This window comes from Amycolatopsis sp. NPDC049252 (assembly GCF_043197175.1).
In the GTDB taxonomy this organism is placed as follows: domain Bacteria; phylum Actinomycetota; class Actinomycetes; order Mycobacteriales; family Pseudonocardiaceae; genus Amycolatopsis.
Genome location: NZ_JBICSQ010000021.1, coordinates 29337 through 56316 on the forward strand (window position 1 = coordinate 29337; position 26980 = coordinate 56316).

23 protein-coding genes are annotated in these 26980 nt (G+C 72.0%); 13 read left to right on the forward strand and 10 right to left on the reverse strand.

Annotated elements, in window-relative coordinates:
- Window positions 1-131 precede the first annotated feature (131 nt).
- Genes ACGFMK_RS23010 through ACGFMK_RS23020 form a run of 3 tightly spaced genes read right to left on the reverse strand, consistent with a single transcriptional unit; the run spans window position 132 to window position 3441 of the window.
- A complete protein-coding gene (locus tag ACGFMK_RS23010) occupies window positions 132-887 on the reverse strand; it encodes an SDR family NAD(P)-dependent oxidoreductase (RefSeq protein WP_392766586.1) in 756 nt (251 codons plus the stop codon).
- Window positions 888-898: 11 nt separating this feature from the next.
- Window positions 899-1891, reverse strand: a complete 993-nt coding sequence (locus ACGFMK_RS23015) for an LLM class flavin-dependent oxidoreductase (protein ID WP_392766589.1) — start codon at window positions 1889-1891, stop codon at window positions 899-901.
- Window positions 1888-3441 (reverse strand): long-chain fatty acid--CoA ligase, encoded by a 1554-nt coding sequence (locus ACGFMK_RS23020; protein WP_392766591.1) that lies wholly within the window; start codon window positions 3439-3441, stop codon window positions 1888-1890. Before ACGFMK_RS23020 ends, ACGFMK_RS23015 begins: the two co-directional genes overlap by 4 nt.
- 116 nt (window positions 3442-3557) lie before the next feature.
- Between ACGFMK_RS23020 and ACGFMK_RS23025 the strand changes: the two genes are divergently transcribed.
- The 4 genes from ACGFMK_RS23025 (at window position 3558) to ACGFMK_RS23040 (ending at window position 6904) form a co-directional block, all read left to right on the forward strand.
- Entirely contained in the window at window positions 3558-4175 is a 618-nt protein-coding gene (locus ACGFMK_RS23025; protein ID WP_392766594.1) for a TetR family transcriptional regulator, read from the forward strand.
- A gap of 145 nt (window positions 4176-4320) precedes the next feature.
- A complete protein-coding gene (locus ACGFMK_RS23030; protein WP_392766597.1) occupies window positions 4321-5154 on the forward strand; it encodes an oxidoreductase in 834 nt (277 codons plus the stop codon).
- Between the two features lie 128 nt (window positions 5155-5282).
- Window positions 5283-5591 carry a hypothetical protein gene (locus ACGFMK_RS23035; protein WP_392766600.1) on the forward strand — a complete coding sequence of 103 codons (309 nt, stop codon included), beginning with the start codon at window positions 5283-5285 and terminating at the stop codon, window positions 5589-5591.
- Complete coding sequence (locus ACGFMK_RS23040; protein WP_392766602.1) at window positions 5588-6904, forward strand: DUF4474 domain-containing protein; 1317 nt, start codon at window positions 5588-5590, stop codon at window positions 6902-6904. Before ACGFMK_RS23035 ends, ACGFMK_RS23040 begins: the two co-directional genes overlap by 4 nt.
- 8 nt (window positions 6905-6912) lie before the next feature.
- Here ACGFMK_RS23040 and ACGFMK_RS23045 read toward each other — a convergent pair whose 3' ends face one another.
- The 4 genes from ACGFMK_RS23045 to ACGFMK_RS23060 form a co-directional block, all read right to left on the reverse strand.
- Window positions 6913-7155, reverse strand: a complete 243-nt coding sequence (locus ACGFMK_RS23045; protein ID WP_392766604.1) for a hypothetical protein — start codon at window positions 7153-7155, stop codon at window positions 6913-6915.
- Between the two features lie 20 nt (window positions 7156-7175).
- Window positions 7176-8744 (reverse strand): hypothetical protein, encoded by a 1569-nt coding sequence (locus ACGFMK_RS23050; RefSeq protein ID WP_392766607.1) that lies wholly within the window; start codon window positions 8742-8744, stop codon window positions 7176-7178.
- 2 nt (window positions 8745-8746) lie between these two features.
- Complete coding sequence (locus ACGFMK_RS23055; protein WP_392766610.1) at window positions 8747-10720, reverse strand: hypothetical protein; 1974 nt, start codon at window positions 10718-10720, stop codon at window positions 8747-8749.
- Window positions 10721-10793: 73 nt separating this feature from the next.
- Window positions 10794-11402 (reverse strand): TetR/AcrR family transcriptional regulator, encoded by a 609-nt coding sequence (locus ACGFMK_RS23060; RefSeq protein WP_392766613.1) that lies wholly within the window; start codon window positions 11400-11402, stop codon window positions 10794-10796.
- Window positions 11403-11494: 92 nt separating this feature from the next.
- On the opposite strand from ACGFMK_RS23060, the gene ACGFMK_RS23065 reads away from it, so the two are divergent.
- Entirely contained in the window at window positions 11495-12244 is a 750-nt protein-coding gene (locus ACGFMK_RS23065; RefSeq protein WP_392766616.1) for an SDR family NAD(P)-dependent oxidoreductase, read from the forward strand.
- A gap of 25 nt (window positions 12245-12269) precedes the next feature.
- On the opposite strand, the gene ACGFMK_RS23070 is transcribed toward ACGFMK_RS23065, so the two are convergent.
- A complete protein-coding gene (locus ACGFMK_RS23070) occupies window positions 12270-12680 on the reverse strand; it encodes a hypothetical protein (protein WP_392766619.1) in 411 nt (136 codons plus the stop codon).
- 113 nt (window positions 12681-12793) lie between these two features.
- On the opposite strand from ACGFMK_RS23070, the gene ACGFMK_RS23075 reads away from it, so the two are divergent.
- Window positions 12794-15463, forward strand: coding sequence for an AAA family ATPase (locus ACGFMK_RS23075; protein WP_392766622.1), 2670 nt, complete (start codon window positions 12794-12796; stop codon window positions 15461-15463).
- A 2-nt stretch (window positions 15464-15465) separates the two neighbouring features.
- Here ACGFMK_RS23075 and ACGFMK_RS23080 read toward each other — a convergent pair whose 3' ends face one another.
- A complete protein-coding gene (locus ACGFMK_RS23080) occupies window positions 15466-16194 on the reverse strand; it encodes a GntR family transcriptional regulator (RefSeq protein ID WP_392766625.1) in 729 nt (242 codons plus the stop codon).
- 114 nt (window positions 16195-16308) lie between these two features.
- On the opposite strand from ACGFMK_RS23080, the gene ACGFMK_RS23085 reads away from it, so the two are divergent.
- The 7 genes from ACGFMK_RS23085 (at window position 16309) to ACGFMK_RS23115 (ending at window position 25610) form a co-directional block, all read left to right on the forward strand.
- Window positions 16309-17577, forward strand: a complete 1269-nt coding sequence (locus ACGFMK_RS23085; RefSeq protein ID WP_392766628.1) for an MFS transporter — start codon at window positions 16309-16311, stop codon at window positions 17575-17577.
- Window positions 17574-18521, forward strand: coding sequence for a phosphoglycerate dehydrogenase (locus tag ACGFMK_RS23090; protein WP_392766631.1), 948 nt, complete (start codon window positions 17574-17576; stop codon window positions 18519-18521). The genes ACGFMK_RS23085 and ACGFMK_RS23090 overlap by 4 nt, the downstream gene beginning before the upstream one ends.
- Before the next feature lie 44 nt (window positions 18522-18565).
- Window positions 18566-19930, forward strand: a complete 1365-nt coding sequence (locus ACGFMK_RS23095) for an acyclic terpene utilization AtuA family protein (protein WP_392766634.1) — start codon at window positions 18566-18568, stop codon at window positions 19928-19930.
- Window positions 19923-20246, forward strand: coding sequence for a DUF4387 domain-containing protein (locus ACGFMK_RS23100; protein WP_392766637.1), 324 nt, complete (start codon window positions 19923-19925; stop codon window positions 20244-20246). The genes ACGFMK_RS23095 and ACGFMK_RS23100 overlap by 8 nt, the downstream gene beginning before the upstream one ends.
- Window positions 20247-20351: 105 nt before the next feature.
- Entirely contained in the window at window positions 20352-20990 is a 639-nt protein-coding gene (locus tag ACGFMK_RS23105; RefSeq protein WP_392766640.1) for an HD domain-containing protein, read from the forward strand.
- 16 nt (window positions 20991-21006) lie between these two features.
- Complete coding sequence (locus ACGFMK_RS23110) at window positions 21007-21924, forward strand: NADP-dependent oxidoreductase (RefSeq protein WP_392766643.1); 918 nt, start codon at window positions 21007-21009, stop codon at window positions 21922-21924.
- A gap of 854 nt (window positions 21925-22778) precedes the next feature.
- The gene (locus ACGFMK_RS23115; RefSeq protein WP_392766646.1) at window positions 22779-25610 is read left to right on the forward strand and encodes an AAA family ATPase; all 2832 of its coding nucleotides are present in this window, start codon (window positions 22779-22781) and stop codon (window positions 25608-25610) included.
- A 47-nt stretch (window positions 25611-25657) separates the two neighbouring features.
- Here the strand turns inward: ACGFMK_RS23115 and ACGFMK_RS23120 are convergent, their stop codons facing one another.
- A complete protein-coding gene (locus tag ACGFMK_RS23120) occupies window positions 25658-26806 on the reverse strand; it encodes an MFS transporter (protein ID WP_392766649.1) in 1149 nt (382 codons plus the stop codon).
- Window positions 26807-26980 lie beyond the last annotated feature (174 nt).

The window sequence follows — 26980 nt, forward strand, 5'->3', positions numbered from 1 at the left end:
GGCCCGCGGGGGGGGCGTGGCCTTCCCCCCGCGGGGGGGGCGGGGGTCGGTGGGGTGCACCGCCTCGCCGCCGGCCGGGGGGGGGGGGGGGCCGGGGGGCCCCGCCTCGTGACGGGCCCGCCGGCCGGAACTCACACCAGCGACGCGGTCAGGCCGCCGTCGAGGACGTAGTGGCTGCCCGTCACCCAGCTCGCCCGGTCGGACGCGAGGAAGGCCGCCACCTCGGCGATGTCCTGCGGGGTGCCGAGCCGGCCCTGCTTCGCGGCGACGAGGTCGCCGAACGGGACCTGGGTCGCCGCCTCGAAGTCGGGCACGAGCCGCTCGACCATGGCCGTGTCGGCGAAGCCCGGGCAGACCGCGTTGACCCGGATCCCGGCCGGCCGCATCTCCACCGCGGCGACCCGGGTGAGCTGGATGACCGCGGCCTTGGTCGCGCAGTAGGACCCGAGCAGCGGGCTGCCGCCGACGCCGGCGATCGACGAGATGTTGACGATGTTGCCCTGGGACTCCACCAGGTGCGGGGTCGCCGCCTTCATCGTCACGAACGTGCCGCGCACGTTGACCGCGAAGATCCGGTCGAAGCTTTCGGTGGACTGCTGCAGCAGCGGCGAGGACACCTCGATCCCGGCGTTGTTGACCAGGACGTCGAGGCCGCCGAGGATCTCGACCGCCTGCTGGATCGCGGTCTGGACCTGGGTTTCGTCGGTGACGTCGCAGTTGGCGACGCCGGCCGCGCCGATCTCCTCGGCCGCCTGCTTGGCCGAGAGGGCGTTGAGGTCGCTGACCACGACCCGGGCGCCGCGTTCGGTGAACAGCTTCGCGATGGCCTTGCCGATCCCGGCACCGGACCCGGTGACGAAGACCCGCTTTCCTTCGAGTTCGGACATTCCTGTTCCTCTCACATCGCGTCGATCTTGGGCAGGATTTCTTCCTTGAGCCGCTTCAGGTCGTCGAGCGTCTTCGCCACCGGCACGTCCTGGAACGGCGGCCACAGGAAGGGCATCGTCAGCCCGGCTTCCTTGTAGCGCTTGAGCTGGTCGGTGATCTGCGCGGCCGACCCCACGAGCAGGTTGGTGCCCTTGCCCCGGGGGCTCTGGTCCATGTCCTGGTCGGTGATGACGAACCAGATCATGCTGGAGATCTCGAGGTCGTCGACCGACCGCCGGGTGTCGAGCTCGTCGAGCTCACGCTGGATCTCGGTGCGCCACCGCTGGATGTCCTCGGGCGAGTCCTGGATGCCGATCCAGCCGGACAGGTGGTACTTGGCGATGCGGCTCGCCGAGCGCTTCGGGTCCTTGAGGCCGCTGAAGAAGATCGGCGGGTGCGGCTTCTGCACCGGCTTGGCCCCGAATCCGGCCGGCTCGAAGTCGGCGAACTCGCCGTGGTACTCGAAGACCTCGTTGGTCCAGATGCCCTGCATGATCTCCAGGGTTTCGCGAACGTGCTTGTGCCGCTTGGGAAAGATGTGCGCGGCGCTGGCGGCCGCGAACTCCTCCGGCATCCAGCCGGAGCCGACGGCGACGTTGAGCCGTCCGCCCGAGAGGTGGTCGATGGTGGCCAGCTCCGCGGCGAGGACGCCGGGGGACCGGTACGGCGTGTCGATGATGCTCATGCCGATCCGGACCTTCGAGGTCTTCGCGGCGAGCCAGGGGAGCAGCGGCATGCCCTGCAGGAACTCGCCGCGCGAGCTCACCGGGAGCTGCTTGCCCATTTCGTCCAGCATCCCGAAGGGGTACTGCATTTCCCCGCGGTCCGAGGCCTCCGGCACGATGATCCGGTCGAGCGTCCAGACGGAGTCGAAGTCGAGGTCCTCGGCGAGGGCGGTGAGGTCCTCGAGTTCCCGCACGGTCACTTTGTCCCGGAAGTTCGGCAGGTAGAGCGCGAGTTTCATGGTCGGACAGCCTCCTTGCTGCGTTCGGTGAAGGTGGAACGGATGTCGGCTTTGAGGACTTTGCCGACGGTGGAGCGCGGCAGCTCCGGCCAGATCTCGATCTGCTTCGGCGCCTTGACGCTGCCGATGCGGGCCTTGACGAACGCGATCAGCTCACCCGGGTCGAGCTCGGCGCCGGGCTGGAGCTGGACGACGGCGGTGACGCGTTCGCCCCACTTGTCGTCGGGCAGGCCGATCACGGCGCAGTCGCGGACGGCGTCGTGGGCCATCACGGCCTGTTCGACCTCGGCGGAGTAGACGTTGAAGCCGCCGGTGATGACCATGTCCTTGGCGCGGTCGACGATGTGCAGGTACCCCTCGTCGTCGAGGAACCCGATGTCGCCGGTGTGGTGCCAGCCGTGGGCCGAGGACTCCGCCGTGGCCTCCGGGTTGTGGTAGTAACCGGCCATCACGAGCGAGCCGCGCACGCAGATCTCGCCGCGTTCTCCTTGGGGCACAGGCTTTCCGGCGTCGTCGAGGATCGCCACGGTGACCAGCGGCGAGGGCCGGCCGGCCGAGGACAGCCGTCCCGTGTGGACGGTGCCGTCGGGGCGGCGGTGCTCGGCGGGCGCCATCGTCGAGATCATCATCGGGGCTTCGGACTGGCCGAAGAGCTGGGCCATCGGCCCGATGCGCTCGAGGGCTTCGGTCAGCCGGGCCGTCGACATCGGCGCCGCGCCGTACCAGAAGCACTGCAGGGACGACAGATCCGTGCGGTCGAGCGCCTCGTGGCCGAGCACCATGTAGATCAGCGTCGGGGGCAGGAACGTGTGCGTGACCCGGTGGCGCTCGACGAGTTCCAGGAACCGGCCGACGTCGGGCTTGGCCATGATCACGACCTCGCCGCCGCGGGCGAGGATCGGGAAGCACAGGACGCCGGCCGCGTGCGTCAGCGGGGCCAGGGCCAGGTACACCGGCCGGCCGTCGAAGGGGTAGCTCATCAGCGTGATCGCCGACATGACCTCGAGGTTGCGGTCGGTGAGCATGACGCCCTTGGGGCGGCCCGTGGTGCCGCCGGTGCCGACCAGCGCGACGACGTCGTCGGGTTGCGGGGCTTCGGCCGGCGGATCGTCGCGGGCGGCGTCGAGCCAGTCGCCGAAGCCCGGGGCGAAGCCGTCGCCGTCGCCGAGCCGGACCAGGGTGGTCAGCTTCGGCAGCCGGGGGACGATCTGGCGGAGGAGGTCCTCGAAACCCGGCTGGAAGATCAACGTGGTGCAGTCGAAGAGGTCCAGGAGCTCGGCGTTCTCGCCTGCCGCGTTGCGCGGGTTGATCGGGCACCACACCGCACCGGCGCGGGCGATGCCGAAGACGCAGGTGAAGGCGGTCGGGTCGTTGGCCGAGAGGATGCCGACCTTGTCGCCCGGCTGCACGCCGGAGTGCCGCAGCGCGCGGGCGACGGCCCCGGCGAGCTCGACCACCTGGTCGTAGGAAACGGAGTTCCCGTCGAGGGTCAGACAGGGCGCGTCCGGGTTCAGGGAGGCGCCTTTTTCCAGGTAGAGGTACAGAGACATCGTCGTCCCTCCCGAGCTCCGTCGATCGCTGGACACGACCTTGGCCGCCATTTGGACGAATGTCAAGATTTTCTTGGACGATTGGTCAGAGAACCGCTTACTGGTATCTTCGGCCGGTGACCAGCGCAGCCGCCGTGAGGCGCCGGAACGGCGTCGACAAGTTCGAGGAGCGCCGTCGGGAGCTCGCCGACGCGGCCCTCCTCGCGCTGGCCGACCTCGGGTACGCCCGCACCAGCCTGCGGACGATCGCGGAGCACACCAAGTTCTCGCACGGGCTGCTGCACTACTACTTCGCCGACAAGGTCGAGCTGATCACCTACTGCGTGCGGCGCTACAAGGCCGCTTGCGTGCAGCGCTACGAGGGCGGCGTCGGCGAGGCGGCGACGGCCGGCGAGCTCGCCACCGCGTGTGCCGACGGGCTGGCCGCCGCCCTCGGCGACGCCCCGCTGATGCACCGCCTGTGGTACGACCTGCGCACCCAGTCCCTGTTCGAGGCCGCGTTCCGCGACGACGTCGCCGAGATCGACGACAGCCTGCAGGAGATGATCTGGCGCAACGTCCGCGGCTACGCCGAGCTGGCCGGCGCCGAGCCGACGTGCTCCCCGTCCGAGGCGTACGCCCTGTTCGACGGCCTGTTCCAGCAGGCCCTGCTACGCCACCTGGTCGGCGCGGAAGGGGCGCTGGACGACCTCCGGCGCGGGCTGCGCGAGCTGTTCCCCCGCCTGGTCGGCTGACTCCCGCTCCGCTCCTCCTCGGCGCCCCAAGGCCACCTCGGGACGTTTGCCCGTGCTCGCCGTCACAGTCGCCGCGGGACTAAAGCGCTGCCCTTCAGCCTTGTAAGTGTCACAACGATGTGGCATTTACTGAAGGAGTGGGCAGATGGCCAAGACGTGGCTGATCACCGGGGCGTCCCGTGGGTTCGGGCGCAGCCTGGCCGAGGCGGTCGCCGCCGCCGGTGACCAGGTCGTCGCGACGGCCCGGCGGCCGGAACAGCTCCAGGATCTCGTCGACCGGTTCGGTGACCGGGTGCGCGCGGTGGCCCTCGACGTCACCGACTCGGCCGCGGCACAAGCTGCGGTCGAGGCGTCCGTGACGGCTTTCGGGCGGCTGGACGTCGTGGTGAACAACGCCGGCTACGCGAACAGCGCGCCGATCGAGGAGATGGCCGAGGACGACTTCCGCGCCCAGGTCGAGACGAACCTGTTCGGGGTGGTGAACGTGACCCGGGCGGCGCTGCCGGTGCTGCGGCGGCAGCGGTCGGGCGTGTTCCTGCAGTTCTCCTCGATCGGCGGCCGCGTCGGCGGCACCCCGGGCATGGGGGCGTACCAGACCGCGAAGTTCGCCGTGGAGGGCTTTTCCGAGGTCCTGGCGAGCGAAGTCGAGCCGTTCGGCGTGCGGGTCGTCATCGTCGAACCGGGTGCGTTCCGCACCGACTGGCAGGGCTCGTCGATGACCCTGCACCCGGCCGGCCCGGACTACGAAGAGACGGTCGGCGCGATCAACCGCTACCGCGCCGCGAACGACGGCGTCCAGCCCGGCGACCCGGTGCGTGCCGCGCGGGTGATCCTGGACGTACTGGCCGCGGACGACCTGCCGCGCCGGCTGGTGCTGGGCGCCGACGCCGTCCGGAGTGCACTGGAGTCGGCCGCGCACCGCAGCGCCGAGACCGAGAAGTGGGCCTCGGTCAGCGCGTCCGCCGACTTCCCGGGGTAAACCGGACGGCCGGCCCGCGCGTTCTCCCTCGGGCCGGTCTTCCGGAAACGGACGTTCCGGCACCTACCGGGTTGTTACATTTCGCCAGTCGGATGTCACACGGCTCGTCGGTGCGGGAGGAAGCGTCAGTGGGTTTCGAGGTCGAGGTCGAGAACATCAGCAAGGCGGCGGCCAAGCTCGGCAACGGGACGCCGCCGTCTCTTTCCACCGGCGGGTCGCCGAACGTCGGGGGCACGGACCGGGCGGCCGGCTACGCGGGTGACTACGAAGTCTGGCTCCTGACCCGGAAGGAAGACCTCGAGGCCGCGCAGCAGCAGGTCGAGGCTCTGGTCGAAAGCATCAACCTCGCCGCGAAGAGCTACGACGCGACCGATGACGAAGCCCGCGACACCTTCCTGAAGTCGCTGGACGGCGGCTTCGCGAAGATCGATCGGTGACGGCGGTGTTCGACCGGATCTACGAGCTCGCCGACCAGCTGGACCAGGGCAGCCCCACCGAGCTGGACGACCGGGCCCGGGCCTGCCGGGCGACCAGAGAATCCGTCAAGGACGCCAAGTCCCTGCTGGAGAGTGTCCGCGTCGAGCTCAGCGAGGGCTGGCACGGCGGGGCCGGCGAACGGGCGCTGTCTTCGCTGGAGGACTTCAAGAAGAACCGCGACGAGCAGGCCGAAGACCTCGAAGAGTCGGCGCGGTCGTTCGAGGTGGTCCGTGACGCCCTGGCGCACGCCCAGCAGGAAGGCCGGAGCAAACGCGAAGAGGCGAAGGCCCTGCAGACGAAGCTCGACGGCGTGTGGAACGACCACGGGCACGGCAACGGAAACATCGTGCTGGCCTGGGCGGAGGACAAGCTCGTCAAGGCCAAGGCGCTGATCCTGCTGGCCGACCTGCAGCGGGTGGTCACCACCTACGACGCCGTCCTGCTCGCCGAAGGCGTGAAGCTGCGCACCAAGACCGGCGCGGTCTGGGAACTCGCGGGTTCGGAGAAGCGGAACCTCGCCGAGATCGGCGCGATCATCCTCAAGGAGATCCCGGGCCTCGCCGCGCTGATCGCGAAGCACCCCGAACTCGACTGGGCGCTGCTGCACGGCGACTGGGACAAGATCATGCAGAACCCCGAAGTCGCGCAGAAGGTCTACGACTACTTCGGCTTCAAGTACGTCGAGGACGGCGGTTACTACACGACCGGCGAGCACTCGGTGCAGAGCTACCTCGGCTGGCACGACCTCTACGACAAGCTGGAGCCGGTCATCGGCGCGCACCTCGACCACACCAGCAGCCCGGACGGCGACAACATGGAGTTCACCGACCCCGAGACCGGCAAGCAGTACCGGCTGGAACTGTGGAAGGGCAGCTACGGGTTCGGCCAGGCGTACGGCGGCGAAGTCGGCTTCTACACCGGCGAAGCCGGCGACGACTCCGGCTACTTCTCCGCCGCCCAGGGCGACGACCAGATCAAGGTGACCCAGGAGATCTACGACAAGACGAGCAAGGAGGTCTACTTCACCAACGACGGCCAAGGCGCCGACGGCACCGACAAGAAGCACTTCTGGAACCTGGCGATCCGCGACGATCCGAACGTGGACTCCGGGAACCTCGGCCAGCGGGCCACGATCGAGGTGCGCGACGTGGACATGCGCGATCGGATGTACGACGAGATGACCCGGTACGCCGCCGCGCACCCGGAGCAAAACCTGAGCGTCACCAAGGGTTCCGACCACCCGCCGTCCCTGAGCTACGTCTGGGAGAAGTGAACCGGCCCTTACGACCTGAGGGGCCGGTACCCCCACGGCTCGTCGTCGCGATCGCCGTCCCCGCGCGCCGGGACCTCGCGGTCGGCGAGGCCGGCGTACACCTCGGCGACGTTGATCAGGGCGGCGACCTCGTCGGCGACCCGCGGGCCGTGCCGCGCGTCGATGTCTTCCAGCCCTTCGCGCAATGCCGTGGTGGCGGCGTTCCTGGCCGTGGCCCGCAATCCGCGGGCCAGCTCCTCCGACTCGGTCATGACCCCCACTCTAGGCCGGTTCACGAATAGGTCCAGTGGCCGAGCCAGGATTCGCGCCACGCCACCGTCAGTTCACTCACTCCGTCCACACCGGACTGGTCCACGTGGGCCTTCCACGCCTCCTCCAGCGAAGCGCACAGCTTGGCCGCGGGCGGTTCGACGCCGCCCGAGGAGAACTGGCGCAGCACCGTCTTCGGCACGGCGAGCTTCGCCTTGCCCCGGATGACCGACTGCTCGGTGGCGCGGCAGATGAGGTACTCGACGGTGGCCAGGTCGCCCGCCGACGCCGGGTGGTCCGGCGAAACCCGGGGCGCGACCTGGGCCAGCGCGCGGTACAGGGAGTCCAGCGGGGCGGCGAGACCCTCGTGCTGGCGGGCGATCTCCCACGACACCCACACCGCCATGCAGTCGGGCATCTGGTAGGGCCGGTAGGCGAACGCGGGGCCGGCGAAGGTCTGGTAGTCGCCGGTCGGATCCGGCGCGGACGAGGCGGGCCCGTCGGGGTCCGGTGGCAGGCCGAGCCGTTTGAACAGCTCTCGCAACAGCTTGTACGGCCGGGCCGCGGTCGAGGACTCGCCGAGGAGCTTGCCCAGGATGCGGTTCAGCCGGTCGGCGGCCACACCGTGGATCGACAGCTGCAGGTGGACGAACGCGACGTCCGACAACGTCGTGCCCGCGCAGCCGACCACCCCCACCTGCGGGTAGCGCTGCAGGAACGACGCGATCGCGTGCGTGGAGCCGATCCGCGCCGGCCCGACGAAGGTCACCGGCAGGCAGGTGCCGATCCGCTGACGGGACCGCAGGTCGCCCTTGTACAGCGGGGAGAACTCGCCGTCGGCGTGGTAGACCTCGAACCAGTTCCCCTGCCGGTGGCCCGGGCGCGTGTCGGCGAGCCAGAAGCTGTACCGGTGCTTCTCGCACAGCTCCCGGAACCGGTCGGCCAGCTCGAACCGCACGGCCGCGGACACGTCCCGCACCGCGATCGAGAACCGGACCGCCAGCGACGCGCACGGCGGCGCGACCTCCTTGCGGGTGCGGAGATCGTGGTTGCGGGTCTTGACGATCGTCGGCAGCTGCGCCGGGCTCTGCAACGACAGCAGCGGCGCGTCGATGAGCGCGGACGCGGCGTCGGAGATCTCCTTCACCAGGTCGCGCAGCGCCAGGCCGTGCCACTCGCACACCTCGCGCGCCCCCGGGTCGATCGCGATGAGGCCCTCGAAGGTCTGCGCGGACTCGTAGATGAACGTCGGGTTGGGAGAGGTGGTCTGGTGGAACGTCCAGGCGCCCGGGTGCTGCTGCGGGCGTTCCGCCGGCTGCTGGCCCTCGACCCGCTCGACGACTTCCGTGCCGTCCAGCGGCTTCCGGGTGCGGGTGCCGATCACGACGCCGGCGCCGTTCGTGGCCGAGCACAGCGTCTCCAGGAAGACCGTGCTGACGGCCTCCGCGGCCACGAGGTCGCGCAGGTACCCGTGGCGGGCCATCGCGTGGTGCACCTCGAAGTCCACTTTGGTCACCGGCTGCCGCGCGATCTCGAAGCCGGCCCGGGCCAGGTCGGCGACGTTCCGCACGGAGATCCGCTGGCCGCGCATCCTCACCACCCCCCGGACGAGTCGAACCGGACGTCGGCCTCCAGCGGCTTGCGGCGGTCCCAGGCGCCGGTGCCCGCCCACCGCGGCGCCCCGATGCGGGACAACGGGATCGCCGACTCCCGCCACGACGCCTGGCTGAACAGCACGAGCGCGGCGAGCACCGGCAGCGCGACGGCGATCGTGAGCGTGACCTGCACGACCTCGCCCCGGCTCTGCGTCGCGACGGCGGCCGCGAACCCGGCGATGGCCGCGATGCTCAGCTGCACGAGCGCCTGCGGCAGCGTGCCGAGGTACCCGAGCACGGTCCGGCGCGGTGGCAGTGACAGCCGGCTGTAGAGGAAACCCGGCAACAGCAGCAGCATCGTGATCACGGACTGGCCGTCGCCGATGTGGCCGAGCTCCTGGGTGGCGGCCCGGCCGTAGAACCACGGGCTGCCCACCAGCAGCCAGCCGAGCACGAACGAGACCGCCGCGACGGCCAGGGCGTAGAACGTCACGTTGAGCGGACCGGACTTCGTGGAGTCCTTGAGCACGAGTGTCGCGCGCACCCGGACGTGGTCGCCCCGCGCGTCGCGGCCGCCGGAGCGGCGCCAGTACGCCCGCGCCTCGTTGTCGGCGATGCCGTTGACGAGCACCAGGTCCTGCCCGAACTCCCGCTCGGTGAGCTCCCGCGCGGCCTCGCGCAGGTTCGCGGCCGTGAACTCCGGGTGCCGCCGCAGCGAGTTGTCCAGCTCGCCCGAGTCCGTCCGCACCGCCTCGCCCGTCGTGGCCGCGGCGGCCAGCCGGTGGCAGGCCGGCAGGCTGCGCGGGGAAAGCTCCACACCGGACTGGCCGGCCTCCCACTTGCGGCGGCGCACCAGGTCCGCCAGCCGCCGCAGCACGCTCTGCGCCTGCAGCTCCAGGATCTTGTGCCGGGCGCCGTCGGCCTCCTGCAGCGGGGCGGCGTCCTGCCGTTCGGCCAGCGAGACGAGGTCGTCGGCCAGGCCGTCCACCTGGTGCTGGTCGGCGTCGGTGGACAGGTACATCCGGGAGATCTCGGCTTCGGGCGCGGTCCGGGCGACCAGGTGGTAGGACTTCAGCGTCGCCGGGATCATGGTCTCGTAGGTCACGACGTAGCCGCGGCTGCTGGAGGCCAGCCGCCGCCACTGTTCCTTGGCCACCGGCTGCCGCGCGTCGACGTGCAGTGGGGTTTCGTAGCTGAGCCGGTGTTCCTCGACCGAGTCGTCCAGGGCCACCACCAGCATGTAGTCGCGGACCGCGACGTTCAGCAGGTACGCGTATTCGACCAGCAGCTCGGAACAGCCGGCGAGGATGTCCAGCGCCAGGTCCCGGCACTGCCTGCCGTACCCGGCGACCGTGCCCTCGGCCGGCGCCAGCTCGAACTCCTCCTCCGGGTGGTTCCGTTCGGTGAGCAGCGTCAGCAGCGCCTGCTGGATCAGCCAGCGCGGTTCGTGCACCTGGAACAGGAAGGTGTTCAGCTCGTGCTTGGCGGTCTGCGCGTTCTCGTCGCTGGCGAGGATCCCGCGCAGCAGCCGGTAGAGCCCGGAGGCGACCAGCCGGGACGCCTCGTGCTGGGTGAGCCGCGGCAGTTTCTGGCCGGAGCTGTCGAACACGTCGATGGGGGAGACGTCGCGGCGCGGCAGGCGGGCCAGCGGCACCCACAGGGAGCGCTGCCGTGCCGGTCTCGACGCGGCCCGCTCGCCGTGTTCCTGGCCGATGAGGTCCTGCAGCTGCGCGGTGGCGTGGCGCTGCCCCTCGTCGAGGAGCTTGAGGCTGACGTCGACCTCGGTGCTGCGCCGCGCCGTCCCGTGCTCGACGACGGTCAGCCGTTCGGTCAGCCGGCGCACGTGGTTGAGCCGCAACGAGGTGTCGAGGAGGGCGAGCCCGACGGCCGCGCCCTGCCGGGACAGCCGGGGCGGGGCGCCGGGAATGGGGATCGTCTCGATGGCGTGCCGGAGACTGTCGATACCGTCCACACCAGTGAGCGTAGGAGGTGCCGCCCGCCGAAAACGAGCAAACGCCGAATCCGCGCTCGATCGGCGGCGGCGCTCAGGCGGGTGGCCAGTTCCGGAGGGCGACGTCGGCGACCTGCTGCAGTTCGTCGCGGCCGGCGCCACCGGCGGCCTGGACGGCGATGCCGTTCGCCACCGTCATGACGTAGCGGGCGAGCAGCGCCGGATCGGCGTCGGGCGGCAGGTCGCCTTCGTCGACGGCCCGCCGGAACCGGTCGTGCAGGTGCGCGCGGCCTTCGTCGCGCCAGGCAATCAGGGTGTCCCGCGCGGTCCGCCCCGCCTCGCCCGCGGCCAGTGACCCCTGGACGCCCAGGCAGCCGGACGGGCAGCCGGGGCGGGTGCTCGTCGAGACCGAACCGGCGAGGAACGCCGTGGCCACCTCGCGGGCGGTCGGCTGCCGCAACGCCCGTGCGACGTAGGCGGCCGGGCCCTCCTCGTAGCGTTCGAGGGCCTTGCGGAACAGGTCTTCCTTGTTGCCGAAGGCGGCGTACATGCTCGTCTTCGTGATGCCCATGGCGGCGGTCAGGTCACTCAGGCTGGCGCCCTCGTAACCCTGTTCCCAGAAGACGAGCATGGCCCGCTCGAGGGCCGCGTCGGCGTCGAACCCCCGCGGCCGGCCGATCGGTGTCTTCCCGGCTGCGTCCATGGCCCCATCCTACCCCTTCGGTACCGATCGGTCCGGAAGTGCTACGGTCGAATTCTGTACCGAACGGTGCTGAAGTCTCTGGAGGTCTGGGAATGGGAAAGCTGGAAGGCAAGACCGCCGTCGTCACCGGTGGCGGCACGCGGGGAATCGGCCGGGCCACCGCCGCGCGGCTGGCCGCCGAGGGGGCGCACGTGTTCATCACCGGCCGGCGCAAGACCGAGCTCGACGAGGCCGTCGAGGTGATCGGCGAGGGCGTCACCGCGATCCCCGGTGACATCACCGATCCCGCCGATCTCGACCGGCTCTACGACGCGGTCCGCGACCGCGGCCAGGGCCTGGACGTGGTGTTCGCCAACGCGGCCACCGCCCTGTTCTCGACGCTCGAGGACGTCACCGCGGAGGAGTACCACCGGATCTTCGACGTCAACGTCTGGGGCACGCTGCTCACCGTGCAGAAAGCGTTGCCGTTGCTCAACGACGGCGCTTCGGTGATCCTGAACGCCTCGACCGCCGCCGACAACGGCACCGCGGCCTTCGGGCTATACGCGGCGTCGAAGGCGGCCGTCCGGTCGTTCGCGCGGACCTGGGCCCACGAGCTCACCGGCCGCGGCATCCGCGTCAACGCCGTCTCGCCGGGACCGATCGACACCAACGGGATCACCGAGCTCGTCGGCGCGGAGAACGCGGACGGCTTCATGGCGAAGCTGGCCGGCGACATCGCGATCGGCCGGATGGGCCGGCCGGACGAAGCCGCCGCGGCGGTGGCGTTCCTCGCCTCCCCGGACAGCAGCTTCGTCATCGGCAGCAACCTGTACGTCGACGGCGGCGAGAACCAGATCTGACCCCTGGCCCGCGGTGGCGCGCGGGTCACGCCACCGCGGTCTTGGTCTGCCAGCTCTGCCAGCCGCAACAAAGCAGGTAGGACACCACGAGGATCACGACGAGGCCGAAGTCGACGAACCCGGCTTCGCGCGCCTCGGGCACGTCACCCAGCGCCACGGCGATCACGACGAGCCCGGCCTTCTGGGCGAAGAGCAGTTCCCACACCCCGCGTTGCGCCCGCGGTGTCCAGGCCAGCAGGGCGAACAGCCCGGCGACGAGCATGAAGGCGGTCATCCGCCAGCTCTCGATCCAGACCCGGTCGTCGGAAACCTGGGTCATGTAGACGATCCCGCGAATCCCCGCGCCGACCGTGGCGAGCGACGCGAGGAGCAGCAGCCCGCGCCCGATCAGGTCTCGGCGTGATGTCGTGGCGAGCGTGGTGTTTTCGGCAGTCATCGTTACCTCCGGTGTGTGCTGGTGTGCAGCCACGCTCGCACCGGCGGGCGCCCGTTCGCGTCGGTGGTTGTCACCTACCCGCCCAGCTACGGGGACCGTCTAGCATGCGGGCCATGCGGACGCTCTTCGGCAGGCGGGAAGAGATCCGGCGGATCGACGAGCTGACCGGCGCGGCCCGCGCGGGCGAGGGCGGAGCACTCGTCCTGCGTGGCGAGGCGGGCATCGGCAAGAGCGCATTGCTGGAACACGCCGCCCGGGCGCCGGGGTTCCGGATCCTGCGGGCCTGCGGGGCGGAGTTCGAGTCGGAATTGCCGTTCGCCGCCCTGCACCAGTTGTGCGTGCCCGTGCTGACGCGGCTCGACGACCTGCCCGCCCGGCACCGGGACGCCCTCCGGATCGCGTTCGGACTGGCCGAAGGCACGCCGGACCTCTTCCGCGTCGGGCTGGCGACCTTGGCGCTGCTGGCGTCGGCGGCCGAAGAACGTCCGCTGCTGTGCGTGCTCGACGACGCGCACTGGCTCGACGCGGCGTCGTCGAAGGCGCTGGCCTTCCTCGCCCGCCGGGTCGGCGCCGAGCCCATCGCCGTGGTGTGCGCGGTCCGGCTGCCCGCCGCTGAGGGTGAGCTGGCCGAGCTGCCGGGGGTGGCCGTCGGCGGGCTCGCCGACGCCGACGCGCGGGAGCTGCTGGCGGCGCAGAGCCGGGTGACGCTCGACGAGCAGGTGCGGGCCCGGCTGCTGGCCGAGGCGCGCGGGAATCCTTTGGCGTTGCTCGAACTTCCGGGGACTGGCGGTTTCGCCCCGCCGGCCACGGTGCCGGTGCCGTCCCGGGTCGAACACGGCTTCGAGGCCAGGCTGACCGACCTGCCCGCCGAAGCGCGGCTGCTGCTCACCCTGGCGAGTGCCGAGCCGACCGGCGATCCCGGCCTGCTGTGGCCGGCCGCGCGACTTCTCGACATCGACGTGCCGGGCGCCGCTGCGGCCGCGGCCGCCACCGGGCTGGTCGAGTTCGCCACCCGCGTCCGCTTCTGCCATCCGCTGGCCCGGTCGGCGGTCTACCGCGCCGCCGACGCGAGCCTGCGCCAGGCGGCCCACCGGGTGCTGGCCGAGGTCACCGACCCGGCCGGGGACCCCGACCGGCGGGCCTGGCACCGGGCCCAGGCCTGCGCGGGTCCCGACGACGACGTCGCCGCCGAGCTGGAGCGGTGCGCGTCGAGGGCCCGGTCCCGGGGTGGGGTGGTGGCCGCGGCGGCCTTCCTGGAACGCGCGGCCGCGCTGTCGCTGGACGCCGGCCGCCGGATCGAACGGACGATCGCCGCGGTGCGGGCCGGCCTCGACGCCGGTGCCCCGGCCGCGGCGGCGGAGCTGCTCACGACCCTCGATTCCGCGTCCCTGGAAGAACTTCAGCACGTGGACGTCGACCTGCTCCGAGGGCAGATCGCCTTCCAGCGGCACCACGACGGCGACGGGCCGGCGTACATGGTGCGTGCCGCGCAGCGGCTGTCCGCAGTGGACCCGGGCCGGTCGCGCGAGGTCTACCTGGACGCGATCGAGATGGGCCTGCTCGTCGGACGGCCCGGCGGCGTGCTGGACACGGTCCTGGCCGCGGCCCGGTCCGACGCGCCCGCGCCGCGCACGACGGACGTCCTCGACGTCCTGGTCCTGCTGGCCGAGGAGGGGCACCGGGCGGCGGCTCCCTTGCTGCGCAAGGTGTTCGACGGCGGTGACACTCCGATGTGGACCCGGCGGCCCGCGCTCGGCATCATGCTCGCGGCGGAGATGTGGGACCCCCACGCGCAGGCGGCGATCACCGAGTGGCTGGTGAAGACCGGGCGTGAGTCGGGCTCGCCGCTCGTCCTGCGGCTCGGCCTAGCCCAGCTGGCCTCGCAGGGGGCGCTGAGCGGGAATTTCGGGCCGGCGATGGCGGCGATCGCGGAGGAGGAAGCGATCGCCGACGCGATCGGCGGCCCGCCGATGCTGTACCCCCGGCTGCACCTGGCGGCCATGCGCGGGCGCCGCGAGGAAGCCGTGAAGCTGTTCGAGACCGCCACGGCGACGGCGACCGCGCGCGGCGCGGGGCAGCTGATCGCCAATGTGCACTGGGCCTCCGCCGTGCTGCACAACGGATGTGCCGACTACCCGGCCGCCCTGGCCGCCGCCTGGCGGGCCATCGCGGGCGGCGACCTCTCCCTCGCCGGCGCCGCCCTGCCCGAGCTCGTGGAGGCGGCCGTCCGAGCCGGCCGTCCCGGTGACGCCACTGAGGCCCTTGACTCGCTGACCGAACGCACGGCGGCCGGCGGAACCGCCACCGGCCTCGGCGTCGCGGCGTACGCGCGGGGCCTGGTGACCGGCGTCGAGGACCACTACCGCGAAGCCGTCGAACGTCTCCAGGAGAGCCCGCTGCTCCCGTACCGGGCCCGGTCCTACCTGCTGTACGGCGAATGGCTGCGCCGCGAGGGCCGCCGGCGCGACTGCCGCGAGCACCTGCGCACCGCCCACCGGCTGGCGTCGGACGCGGGTCTCGAGGCGTTCGCGCGGCGCGCGGCGACCGAGCTGCGCGCCACCGGCGAAACGGCGCAGGCCCGGACCAAGAACACGCCGGGCGAGCTCACCATGCAGGAGACGCACATCGCCCGGATGGTCGCCACCGGTGCGACGTCCAACGAGGTCGCCGCGCAGCTGTTCCTCAGCCCCCGCACCGTCGACGCCCACTTGCGCAGCATCTTCCGCAAGCTCGGCATCACCTCGCGCCGGCAGCTGCGGGACCGGCCGGACCTCGGCCGCTGAGTTCAGGAGCGCGCGGCGCCCGTGCTGCCCGCGAGCAGGTCGCCGAGGCCGCCGCGGGCGTCTTCCAGCACCAGCGCCTCGGCCGCCGCCGAGTCGCCCGACCGCAGCGCGCGCACCAGTGCGCGGTGGATCGCGTAGCGCTCCATGCCGAACCGGTCGTCCGAGCTGATCAGCTCGACCAGCCGGGAACGCCGCTCCGGCGCGGAAAACACCCGCGTCTGGTCCAGCAGGCGCACCAGTACCGGGTTGCCGGCGCAGGATTCGACGACGCCGTTGAAGCGCTGCATGGCGTCGAGCAGCCGGTCGAGGTGCCGTGAGACGTCCTGCCCGGCCTGGTGGCGCTGCTTGACGAGGATGAGCAGGTCGTCGGCTTCGTCGAGGACGGTGTCGAGCCGGTCCAGCTGCGCGGGGGTCGCGTGCCGGGCGGCGAAGCGGGCCACCATCCCGCGCAGGGCCACCTCGACCTCGGCGAGGTCCTGGATCGCGACGTCGCCGAACTCCGCCACCTTGACCGTCCTCGGCCCGGTGCGTTCGAGCAGCCCGTCCTGTTCGAGGCGCCGGATGGCCTCGCGCACCGGCGTCGGGCTGACCGACAGCCGTTCGGCCAGCCCGCGTTCGGTGACCTTCTGGCCCGGGCGCAGCTCGCCGGTGGTGATCGCGTCGCGGAGGGCGCGGTACACGCGGTCGGCCAGCGTGTCGGTGGTGACGCCCTTCAGTGCTTCGCCCGTCATGACCGCCAGCCTAGTAGCCGACGCAAAAGCCGTTTGCAACTATTGACCATCTTGCTATAGCAAAAGTACGGTAGCGGTCGCCACCAGGGCGGTGGCGGAGGGAAGGTGCCGGCGATGACACTGACCACGCCCCGCGCGCGGACGGGCCGCATCACGTTCTTCGTGGCTCTCGCGGTCTTCGCGCAGGAGTCGACGTGGAACCTCTACGACTCGCAGGTCCCGCCGCTGCTGCGCGAGCACCTCGGCAGCGCCGCGCTCATCGGGGCGCTGATGGGGATGGACAACCTGCTCGGCATCTTCGTCCAGCCGTGGATGGGCAACCGCTCGGACGGCACCCGCACGGCGTGGGGCCGGCGCATCCCGTACCTCGTGGCCGGCATGCCGGTGGCGGCGGTGCTGTTCGTCCTCATCCCGCACGCCGCGGCCACGCTGCCCCTGCTGATCCTGACGATGTTCGGCTACGCGCTGGTCGCGAACTCGTTCAAGCCGATCGCCGAGTCGCTGCTGCCGGACTACATCGGCCCGGAACGGCGCAGCCGGGCCAACGCCGCGGTCAAGATCGCCTCGAGCATCACGGTGATCGTCGCGGCGCTGATCAGCCTGTTCCTGATCGACGACTTCCCGAAGCTGTCCTTCGTCATCCCGGCGATCCTGATGCTGGCGTCGGTGGCGGTGCTCGCCTGGAAGGTGCGCGACAGCCGGTCCCCGGCCTACCTCGCCGCCCTCGAGGAGGACCGTCAGGGCTCCGCGGCCCAGGCGCCCCGCGTGCCGATGCGCCAGGTGCTGCTGGACATCGTCCGGGACGCCGACCGCAGCCGGCTGCTGGTCATCCTGGCCGTCTTCGCCTTCGGGAGCGCGTGGTTCGCCTCGCGGTCGCTCGTCACCAACTACGGCATGGAGGCCCTGCACCTGTCCCGCGGCGACGCGGGCGGGGTGTCGTTGCCCAGCGGAGTGGCCTTCATCGCGGCCGCGTACCCGGCCGCGCTGCTCGCCGAACGCTTCGGCCGGCTGCGGGTGATCCTGGCCGGGATGGTCGTGTTCGCCGCCGCGATGGTGCTCGGGACCGTCGTGCGGACCCCCGCCGGGACCGTGGTCGCCTTCTGCGTCGCCGCCGCGGGCGCGGCGGCGTTCATGGTCAACATGGCGGTCGTGCTGTGGAACCTCGCGCCGTCGGCCCGTGTGCTCGGGACCTACACCGGCCTCTACACCGTCGGCTGGTCGACCGGCGGGTTCGTCGGGCCGGCGCTGGTCGGCGGCATGGTCGACGTGACGGGCTGGCCGTTCATGCTCCTCGACGTCGGTGCCGTCACGCTGGTCGGCGTCCTGCTGGTCACCCGGATCGCCGTGCTGCGGCGTCGCCGGGCCGAGGGGCCCGAGCTGTGAAGCGCGTCCTGGTCACCACCGACTATCTCTGCCCCGGGGACGAGGTCGACGAGTTCCTGCGCGCCGCCGGGCTGGAAACCGTGCACGCGCCGATGACCGGCCGGCGCGATCCCGATCAGCTCGTGGCGGCGCTCGACGGGATCGACGCGGCCTTGGTGGCCGCCGGCGAGCCGCTGACGGCCGAGGTGCTCGCCCGCGCGCCGCGGCTGCGGGTCGTCGTGCGGACGGGCGTGGGCTACGACTCGATCGACGTCACCGCCGCGGCCCGGCTGGGGATCAGCGTGAGCACCCTGCCCGGCGTCAACGCCAACGCCGTGGCCGAGTACACCCTCGGCCTGCTGCTGGCCGGGGCGCGGCGGCTCGTGCAGTCCGCTTCCGGCGTGGCGCAAGGGAAGTGGCCGCGCGAGGACGGCCACGAGCTGCGCGGCTCGACGCTGGGGCTCATCGGCTACGGCGCGTCCGCGCGGGCGGTGGTGCCGCTGGCCCGGGCCTTCGGCATGACGGTCGTCTGCACGACCGGTTTCCCGTCCGGCGAGCCGGGGGTCCGGTTCGTCGAGCTGCCGGAGCTACTGTCCACTTCGGACTACGTTTCGGTGCACGCGGCGCTCACCGGCCGGACCCGGGGACTGCTGGACGCCGGGGCGTTCAAGCTGATGAAGCCGACGGCACTGCTGGTCAACACCGCCCGGGGCGCGATCGTCGACGAGGACGCGCTCGCCGCGGCCGTGCGGGACGGCGAGATTTCCGGTGCCGTGCTCGACGTCGTCGGCGAGGAACCGCTGCCCGCGGACAGCCCGCTGCGCGGGATCGACGGAATCGTCGTCTGCTCGCACCTGGCCGGGCAGACCGCCGAAGCGCGCCGGGCCGCCGGCCTGCGCGGAGCCGAGGAACTCGTGGCGGCCCTCGCGGGCCGGGCCCGGTTCGTGGTGAACGGAGAGAAATGAGGGACCAGAAAGACATGCATCCGAAAGACATGCATCCGGAAGACATGGACACAGTGCGCGTGCTGGCCCCGAGCGGCATGCTCGGCGCCGGCTGGGACCACGCGACGGTCGAGCGCGGCATCGCCCTGGGCGCCGACGTCATCAGCATCGACGGCGGCTCCACGGACTCCGGCCCGTACTACCTCGGCGCCGCGACGGCCAAGACGACGGCCAAGGCCGTCGCGCGCGACCTGCGCAGCCTGCTGACGGCCGCGGCCGGCGCGGGCATCCCGGTGGTCGTGGGCTCCTGCGGCACGAGCGGGACCGACACCGGTGTCGACTGGGTCGCCGGGATCGCCGCCGAGGTGATGGCGGCGGAAGGGCTCGACCTCAAGGTCGCGAGGATCTACAGCGAGCAGGACGCGGCCGCGCTCAAGGAGCACCTCGGCGCGGGGCGGGTGCATCCGCTGACCCCCTCGGGCGAGCTGGCGGCCGAGACCCTGGAGAGCTGCACCCACATCGTCGGCGCGATGGGCCACGAGCCGATCGTCGAGGCGTTGCGGGACGGGGCCCAGGTCGTGCTCGCCGGGCGCGCCACCGACACGGCGGTGGCGGCCGCGTACCCGCTGATGAAGGGCATGCCGGCCGGGCCGACGTGGCACGCCGCCAAGATCATCGAGTGCGGCGGGCAGTGCACCAGCAACCCGCGCGCGGGCGGCGTCCTCGCCACGATCGACGCCGGCGGCTTCACCATCGAGCCGCTCGACCCCGAGGTGGCGTGCACGCCGATCCTGGTCGCCGCCCACATGCTCTACGAGACCGCGAACCCGTTCGAGATGCGGGAGCCCGACGGCACCCTCGACGTCCGCGACGCGAAGTACGTCGCCCTCGACGAGCGGACCGTCCGGGTCGAGGGCTCGCAGTTCCACGTCGCCGTGCAGCACACGATCAAGCTGGAGGGCGCGCGGATCACCGGGTACGAGACGATGTCGTTCACGGCGGTCCGGGACCCGCTGGTGCTCGCCGACATCGACGCGTGGGCGGACCTGCTGCGCGCGGTGCTCACGCAGCGGGTGACCCAGACCCTCGGCCTCTCGGGCGGCGAGTACGCGTTCGACCTGCGCCTCTACGGCCACAACGCGGTACTGGGCGAGCTCGAACCCGAGAGCGGGCCGCCGCGCGAGGTCGGCGTGATGCTGCTGGTCAACGCACCCGACCAGGCGACCGCCACGGCCGTGGCCAAGATCGCCAACCCGCTGATGCTGCACCTGCCGACCCCGGGGATGGACTACCTGCCGAGCTTCGCGTTCGCGTCCTCGCCGGCCGAGGTCGAGCGCGGCGCGGCGTACGAGTTCGTGCTGAACCACGTCGTCGACTGCGCGCCGCTGGAGCTGTTCCGGATCGAAACCGGGGAGAAGACCCATGCCTGAGACCACCTTGGCGGAGCTGGCCCACGAGGTCAGGTCGAAGAACGCGGGCCCGTTCTGGGTCACGATGGAGCTGTTCCTGCGCGACGAGCGGGGCTACCGGATCGCCGCGGACGAGTCGTTCCTCAACGAAGGGGTGATCGCCGTGCTGTACCGGGTCGAGGAGAGCACGGTCCAGCTCTTCCGGATCCCGGCGCTCAACGTCGTCAAGATCTCGTTCCCCCGCCCGGTGAGCCAGGGATCCCTGCGGGACCGCGACATCCACGCCGGCCAGCACCACGTTCCGCTGGCCCGGATGGTGGTCCCGCCGGTGTCCTGATCCGAGGGGTTCGTGGCCGGGCGAAGGCGGCGCCGCGCCGGTGCCGGCGGCACCATGGAAGCCGGACAGCCCGTCCGGCGGCCACGAACGGAAAGAGCGGAAGTCATGGCAGAGGTCATCGCGGGTGTGGAGGTGCCCGAAACGGCGGCGGTCGCCGAGGCGACCCGGATCGCCCAGGAGACGACCGGCCCGCTGCTCTACCACCACTCCCGCCGCGTCTACTTCTTCAGCCGGATCCACGCGGACCGGCTCGGCGTGGCACCGGACGCCGAGCTGCTCTACCTGGCCGCGATGTTCCACGACGCCGGTCTCCTGACGCTGTTTTCCGCGGTGGAGCAGCGGTTCGAGGTCGACGGCGCCGACCACGGGCGCAGGTTCCTGCTCGAGCACGGCTTCTCCGCCGCGGCCGCCGACACCGTCTGGACGGCGATCGCGCTGCACACGACGCCGGGCATCCCGGGCCGCATGGGCCCGGAGATCGCCGCCACCCACTTCGGCGTGCTGACCGACGTGCTCGGCTTCGGCCTCGACGAGCTGGACACCGCGCAGGTGGCGGAGATCCTCGCGGTGCACCCGCGGGGTGACTTCAAGAACGAATTCCTGCAGGCTTACTTCAACGGGCTCAAGCACCGCCCGGAGACCACGAACGGGACGGTGAACTCCGACGTCCTGGCGCACTTCGTCCCCGGTTTCCGCCGCACGACCACCGTCGAGCGCATCACCGGCTCGGCCTGGCCGAGCTGAGCGCGAAGGAGCTGCTGTGCAAGCCATCACCGTAAGGGACCGCGACGCCGGTGTCGGCGGGTTCACCCTGGCCGACCTGCCCTACCCGCACGCCGCCGAGAACGACGTCGTCGTTCGGGTGCACGCCGCCGGGTTCACGCCCGGCGAGCTGGCCTGGCCCGCCACCTGGACCGACCGGGCCGGGCGCGACCGCACCCCCAGCGTGCCCGGGCACGAGCTGTCCGGCGTGGTCGCCGAGCTGGGTTACGGCACCACCGGGCTCACCGTCGGCCAGCGGGTGTTCGGCCTCGCCGACTGGACCCGCGACGGCACGCTCGCCGAATACACCGCCGTGGAGGCGCGCAACCTCGCTCCGCTCGCCGCCGACATCGACCACACCGTCGCCGCGGCGCTGCCGATCTCGGGACTGACCGCGTGGCAGGGGTTGTTCGACCACGGCGGCCTCGGCACCGGCCAGACCGTGCTGATCCACGGCGCGGCCGGCGGGGTCGGGTCGATCGCCGTCCAGCTCGCCCGGGAGGCGGGGGCCCGGGTGATCGGCACCGGGCGGGCCCGCGACCGCGACGCCGCCCTCGGCCTCGGCGCCCACACCTTCCTCGACCTCGGCGCCGAACGGGTGGAGGACGCCGGCGAGGTCGACCTGGTGCTCGATGTCCTCGGCGGTGACGTGCTCGCGCGCTCGGCCGCCCTCGTGCGCCCCGGCGGCACCCTCGTGACCATCGCCATGCCGCCCGAGGTGCGGCCCCGGGACGGGCGTGCCGTCTTCTTCGTGGTCGAACCCGACCGGGCCCGGCTCGCCGACCTGGCTCAGCGGGTGCGCGACGGACGCCTGAAGCCCCTCGTCGGCGAAGTGCACCCGCTCACCGAGGCGGCCGGGGCCTTCGGCCGGCGCAAGCACCGGCCCGGCAAGACGATCATCCGGGTCACGGCGTAGCCCACGTCGTCGTCGGCGGGATCGCCCTCGGTCACGTCGACGGGGAGCACCTGCCCGGCGCCCGCCGCACCACCCGTGAACCCGGTTTCGTCGTGCACCGTTTTCTCCGGCGGCACCGGAAAACGACCTGACCGAGCCGTTGAACAGTGCTCCCGGTCATTCGATCAAGGGTGGTTGTGCTGTTTTCCTTTCCCGCGGTGTCGCCCAGGTGGGCGCCACCTGTGCGTGATCGCGGACGGTCACCGGTGCGGTCCCCGGACCGGGTGGTGCCGATCTCGGGTGTATTCGTGGGGGCGCTGGCAAACGACCACGGATACGCGTCGAAATCCTCGAACGGATCAGTGCGCGGACGGGTGACGGCCGCCGCCGGGAATTGTGTCGAAACGGCAACGGGATTCGGGGTGTCCGCCGGTTGCCACCCATTTCGCCGGGGGAGACGGAGGTCGACCCCGTTTTCGTCCGGAGGGGTCGCCGTGCTGGGCGCCGACGTGGTGATCGCGCCGCCGGCGGCGAGGGCAGCGGGGTGCCCGGGAGGCGCTCTGCGAAAATGGTCAACACGGCCGCGGCGCCGGCGGCGGGCGCCCGGTGCGGCGGCGTCGTTCCACCGACGGTCAAACACGCGTCGCCGGTGCTCCGGGACCGGGAGAGCTTAGCAGGGTTGGCGCAAGGGGTGGCCAACAGGTGGTTAATGATCCACCAACGCCGGGCGGCGGAATCGCACCGGAACCGCATTTCCGAACAATTTTGGAAATGGATGTTTATCACCCGGTAAGAGTGGGTAACGTGACGGCGACTCGGGCGTCCATCGAGCATACCCTCTTGTTTGAAAACTGTCCTGCTTCTATTATCGCCGTGTGCGACCGCTCACGGACGGTACCGAGCTGCTGGTCGGCCGGGACGGTGAGCTGTCCCGGCTGGCCGCCTGGGTGTGCGACGTGGCCGCGGGCCGGGGGCGCGCCGTGCTGGTGGACGGCGAGCCGGGCATCGGGAAGTCCGCGCTGGCCCGGGCCGGGTGCGCCGCCGCCGCCGGCGCGGGCTGCCAGGTGTACTGGGGTGCCGGTGACGAGCTGGGGCAGTCACTGCCGCTGCTCCCGCTGCTGGACGCGTTGCAGATCACCGCATCCACGCAGGATCCGCGCCGCGGCGCCATCGCCGAGCTGCTGCGGGGCCGGGCCACCGCGGGCAAGGGCACCGACCTCGCGACCGCCGCCGCCGAACAGGTGATCGTGCTGGTGGAGGAGCTCTGCCTGGACGGGCCGGTCGTGCTGGTCGTCGACGAGCTGCAGTGGGCCGACCGCACGACGGTGGCGGTGTGGAGCCGGCTCGTCCGCTCGGTCCGGCAGCTCCCGCTCCTGCTGATCGGGGTGACCCGGCCGGTGCCGCGCCGCGACGACCTGCGGTCCCTGTTCCGGCTCGTCGGCCCGGAAGGGCGCCTGCGGCTGGGCCGGCTGGCGGAACCGGCGGTACTCGAGCTGGTCGCCGCGCTGGCCGGCGGCAAGCCGGGTGAAGAGCTGGAGCAGCTGGCCGCCGACGCCGCCGGGAACCCGTTGTACCTCACCGAACTGGTCGACGCGCTGACCCGGAGCTCGTGCCTGGACGTCGGCGACGCGGGCGTCGTGGAGCTGACCGGGGGAGCCACGCCGGACTCCCTGCCGGAGGCGATCGCGGACCGGCTGGGCTTCCTGTCCGAGGCGGCGCGGACCGTGCTGCGGGCGGCGGCGCTGCTCGGGGACGGCTTCTCGGTCGCGGACCTCGCGACCGTGACGAACTGCTCGCTCGCCGAGCTGCTGCCCGCCCTCGACGAGGCACGCGCCGCCGGGGTGCTGGTGGCGGCCGGCGACGACCTGGCCTTCCGGCACCCGTTGATCCGCAAGGCGTTGTACGACGAGATGCCGACGGCGGTCCGGATCGCCTGGCACCAGTCCGCCGCGTGGGCGCTGGCCGAGGCGAGCGCCCCGGTCGACCGGGTCGCGCGGCAGCTGCTGCCCATGGTGTCCACAACGGACAGCCGGCTGCCGGTGCCGCCCTGGGCCGTGCGGTGGCTGCTCGACGTGGCCACCTCGCTGATCGGCCAGGCGCCGGCGGCCGCGGTCGCGCTCCTGCGGCGGGCGGTGCGCGACGCGCCGCTCGACGACGCCGTGACGGGCGCGCTGGCCTGCCGGCTGGCCGACGCGTACTTCGGGGTGGGCAACATCGCCCAGGCCGAGCGGATCGCCTGCCGCGCACTGGACCGCGTCCGCGACCCCGACGTGCTCATCGACCTGCACACGACGGTCCTCCAGTGCCGCGCGCTGACCGGCTGCCTCCCCGAGTCCCTCGTCGTGCTGGAGGACGCCGTGAGCCGGCCGGGTCTGCAGACCCGGCACCGGGTCAGGCTGCTGGTGCTCATCGCGCGTGCCCAGCGGGAACTCGGTGAGGTGGACATCGCGAACCGGGTCGCCACCCAGGCTCTGGACGAGCTCGGCGAGGTCGAAGACCGCTGGACGACCGGGTGGGCGTTGTACGTGCTGAGCATGGTCGCGATGACCCGGGGCGAGTGGGCGAAGGCGCTGCCGCTGTTCGAACGCGCGATCGTCATCGTGCGGGGCGACCCCGCGCTGATCGACCTCACCCTGCGGCTGCGCATCAACCAGTCGGTCACCTACGGCGCGCTCAACCGCTACACCGACGCGCTCGCCGCCGCCGGGCAGGCCCGTGACCTGGCCGACCGCACCGGCAGCGCCGTGCGGCTGACCCAGGTCCAGAGCGCGCTCGGGCAGCTGCTGCTCGGCGCCGGCCGGTGGGACGACGCGCTGGCCGAGGTGGACGTCATCCCGGACGACCGCAAGGACCCGAGCGTGGTGTGCTGCGACCACGGGGTCGCCGCGATCATCCACTTCCACCGCGGCGAGGCGGCCGCGGCCCAGTGGCACGTCGACGTCGCGGCGACGTACTCGGAACGCATCGGCGACCAGGTCGTCGAGCTGCTGGTGCGCGCCCGCAGCCTCGCCTTCGAGTACGCCGGAGCGCCGGACAAGGCGCTGGCCACGTTGCTCGAAGGACTGAACGGCGAAGACGCGGGGGAGGACCTGCTCGGGGACGCCGCCCGGCTGGCCGTCGCGAACAACGACGCGCAGGCCACCGAGGCGATCGGGGCCCGGGTCCGCGCGATCGCCGCCGAATCCACCGTCCCGCACCGCCTCGCGCTGGCGCAGTACTGCACCGGCCTGCTCGAACGGGACGCGACAGCGTTGCTGCGAGCCGCCGACGGCTACCGTGACGCGAGTCGTCCGCTCTCCCGGGCCAAGGCCCTGGAAGCCGCAGCGACCGCGTTCGCCGAGGGCCCGGCCGACGACCGCGGCTCGGCCCGGGCCGCCTTCACCCACGCTCTGGACCTCTACACGGAGCTGGGTGCGCAGTGGGACGTCGTCCGGCTGCGTGCGCGGTTCCGGGCGTTCGGCATCCGGCGTGGCCCGACGGTCAAGCACCGGCAGACCACACACGGCTGGGACAGCCTGACCCCGACGGAGGGCAAGATCGCCGCCCTCGTCGTGGAAGGGCTGTCGAACCCGCAGATCGCGGCCCGGCTGTACCTGTCCCCGCGCACCGTCGGCACGCACGTTTCGCACATCCTGACCAAGCTCGGGGTGAGCTCGCGCATCGACATCGCCCGGGAAGCCGCCCGCCACCAGCCGGCCTCGGGCTGAGCGGCCGCACCGGCCGCCCAGCCCGAGTGTCCGAAGTGGAGTGCGGGTCAAGCGCCGACCTCGGGTGCCTCCGGCTGGCGCAGCAGCGCGGTCCAGCGGGGGATCGCGGGGGGCGCCGGACGCCGGTGCGACACCGTGACGTGGCCGCTGATCACCTGGCCGAGCAGGATCGCCAGGACCAGCAGCAGCGGCACCTCCCAGGAGCCGGTGCGGGTGTGGAGCCAGCCGCAGGCCAGCACACCGAACCCGGCGACCACGTATCCCACGCCCTGGACCACGGCGGACAGCGAGAGCGAACTGTCCTTGCTGCGCAGGGAAATGGTGGTGAGGACGAAGGCGAGCGAGCCCATGCCCATGCCGGTGGCGCCGGCCCAGACCCAGGGGGCGGCGGCCGGGGCGAGCAGCAGCCCGGCGACGCCGATGACGTTGGGGACGGCGAGGACGACGACGAGCAGGGTCTGGTTGTGCCAGCGGCGGGTCCAGCCGGGCACGAGCCACATCATCGGCAGGCCCATGGCCATGGACAACGCGAGGCAGGCGCCCGCGGTGGTCGGGGAAACCCCGGCGCTGCGCAGGATTCCGGGCAGCCACCCCATGACGAGGAACGTCACCGTCGAGATGAGTCCGAAGTGGATGGTCAGCGCGGTCGCCCGTACCGGCTTTCCCGCGATGCGCGGGGCGAGGAACTCACCGGGCGTGCGCCGCCAGACCTGCTCGGCCAGCAGGGCCACGACGACCCAGACGCCCAGGCCGACCCGCCACGACGACGACATCACCGTCAGCGGCGTGATCAGCGCCCCGGCCGTGCTGCCCACCCCGAGCCCGAGGGGGTAGGCGGAGGAGCCGTGGGCCAGCAGGGGGAGCATGGTACCGAGGACCGCGATGGACAGGCACGCCAGCGTCGTCCCGGCCAGCAGCGGGATCGGCCCCCCGAGCACGCGCCCGAACAGGGACACCGCCAGCCCGGCGAGGGACACGGTGACGGTCCGGTGGGTCCCCACCCGCCCGCACAGCCACGGGGTCGCCCAGCCGCCGAGGCCGATCGCCCACAGGGGCAGGGCGACGAGGATCGCGGCGACCAGGGAACCGGCAACGGAGATATCGGGGAGGGCGGCGCCGAGGCTGGTGACGGCCGGCCGGAGGTTGAGGGCCAAGATGAAGATCACTGCTGTCGAGACGGACGTAGCACGGTACATCGCTCCTCCTCGGCACCGAGGTCCGGAGCGGCGGGGCCCCGTGGAATCATGCTTCGCGATGGGGCCGTACCAGACATCCGTCACCTGACGGATGTACGAAGTTTTCTTGCAGCTCAAGGGATACGTTCGCCCTGGTGCCCCGGCGAACGGGCATGCATCGGCACGGCCGGACGG

Bases quoted from the DNA above. Each gene is read 5' to 3' on its own strand.
- ACGFMK_RS23060 (WP_392766613.1), bottom strand. From the start codon at position 11,402: ATGGACGCAGCCGGGAAGACACCGATCGGCCGGCCGCGGGGGTTCGAC.
- ACGFMK_RS23080 (WP_392766625.1), bottom strand. From the start codon at position 16,194: ATGACGGGCGAAGCACTGAAGGGCGTCACCACCGACACGCTGGCCGAC.
- ACGFMK_RS23030 (WP_392766597.1), top strand. From the start codon at position 4,321: ATGGCCAAGACGTGGCTGATCACCGGGGCGTCCCGTGGGTTCGGGCGC.
- ACGFMK_RS23065 (WP_392766616.1), top strand. From the start codon at position 11,495: ATGGGAAAGCTGGAAGGCAAGACCGCCGTCGTCACCGGTGGCGGCACG.
- ACGFMK_RS23100 (WP_392766637.1), top strand. From the start codon at position 19,923: ATGCCTGAGACCACCTTGGCGGAGCTGGCCCACGAGGTCAGGTCGAAG.
- ACGFMK_RS23075 (WP_392766622.1), top strand. From the start codon at position 12,794: ATGCGGACGCTCTTCGGCAGGCGGGAAGAGATCCGGCGGATCGACGAG.
- ACGFMK_RS23050 (WP_392766607.1), bottom strand. From the start codon at position 8,744: ATGCGCGGCCAGCGGATCTCCGTGCGGAACGTCGCCGACCTGGCCCGG.
- ACGFMK_RS23105 (WP_392766640.1), top strand. From the start codon at position 20,352: ATGGCAGAGGTCATCGCGGGTGTGGAGGTGCCCGAAACGGCGGCGGTC.
- ACGFMK_RS23015 (WP_392766589.1), bottom strand. From the start codon at position 1,891: ATGAAACTCGCGCTCTACCTGCCGAACTTCCGGGACAAAGTGACCGTG.
- ACGFMK_RS23095 (WP_392766634.1), top strand. From the start codon at position 18,566: ATGGACACAGTGCGCGTGCTGGCCCCGAGCGGCATGCTCGGCGCCGGC.
- ACGFMK_RS23010 (WP_392766586.1), bottom strand. From the start codon at position 887: ATGTCCGAACTCGAAGGAAAGCGGGTCTTCGTCACCGGGTCCGGTGCC.
- ACGFMK_RS23120 (WP_392766649.1), bottom strand. From the start codon at position 26,806: ATGTACCGTGCTACGTCCGTCTCGACAGCAGTGATCTTCATCTTGGCC.
- ACGFMK_RS23085 (WP_392766628.1), top strand. From the start codon at position 16,309: ATGACACTGACCACGCCCCGCGCGCGGACGGGCCGCATCACGTTCTTC.
- ACGFMK_RS23070 (WP_392766619.1), bottom strand. From the start codon at position 12,680: ATGACTGCCGAAAACACCACGCTCGCCACGACATCACGCCGAGACCTG.
- ACGFMK_RS23045 (WP_392766604.1), bottom strand. From the start codon at position 7,155: ATGACCGAGTCGGAGGAGCTGGCCCGCGGATTGCGGGCCACGGCCAGG.
- ACGFMK_RS23020 (WP_392766591.1), bottom strand. From the start codon at position 3,441: ATGTCTCTGTACCTCTACCTGGAAAAAGGCGCCTCCCTGAACCCGGAC.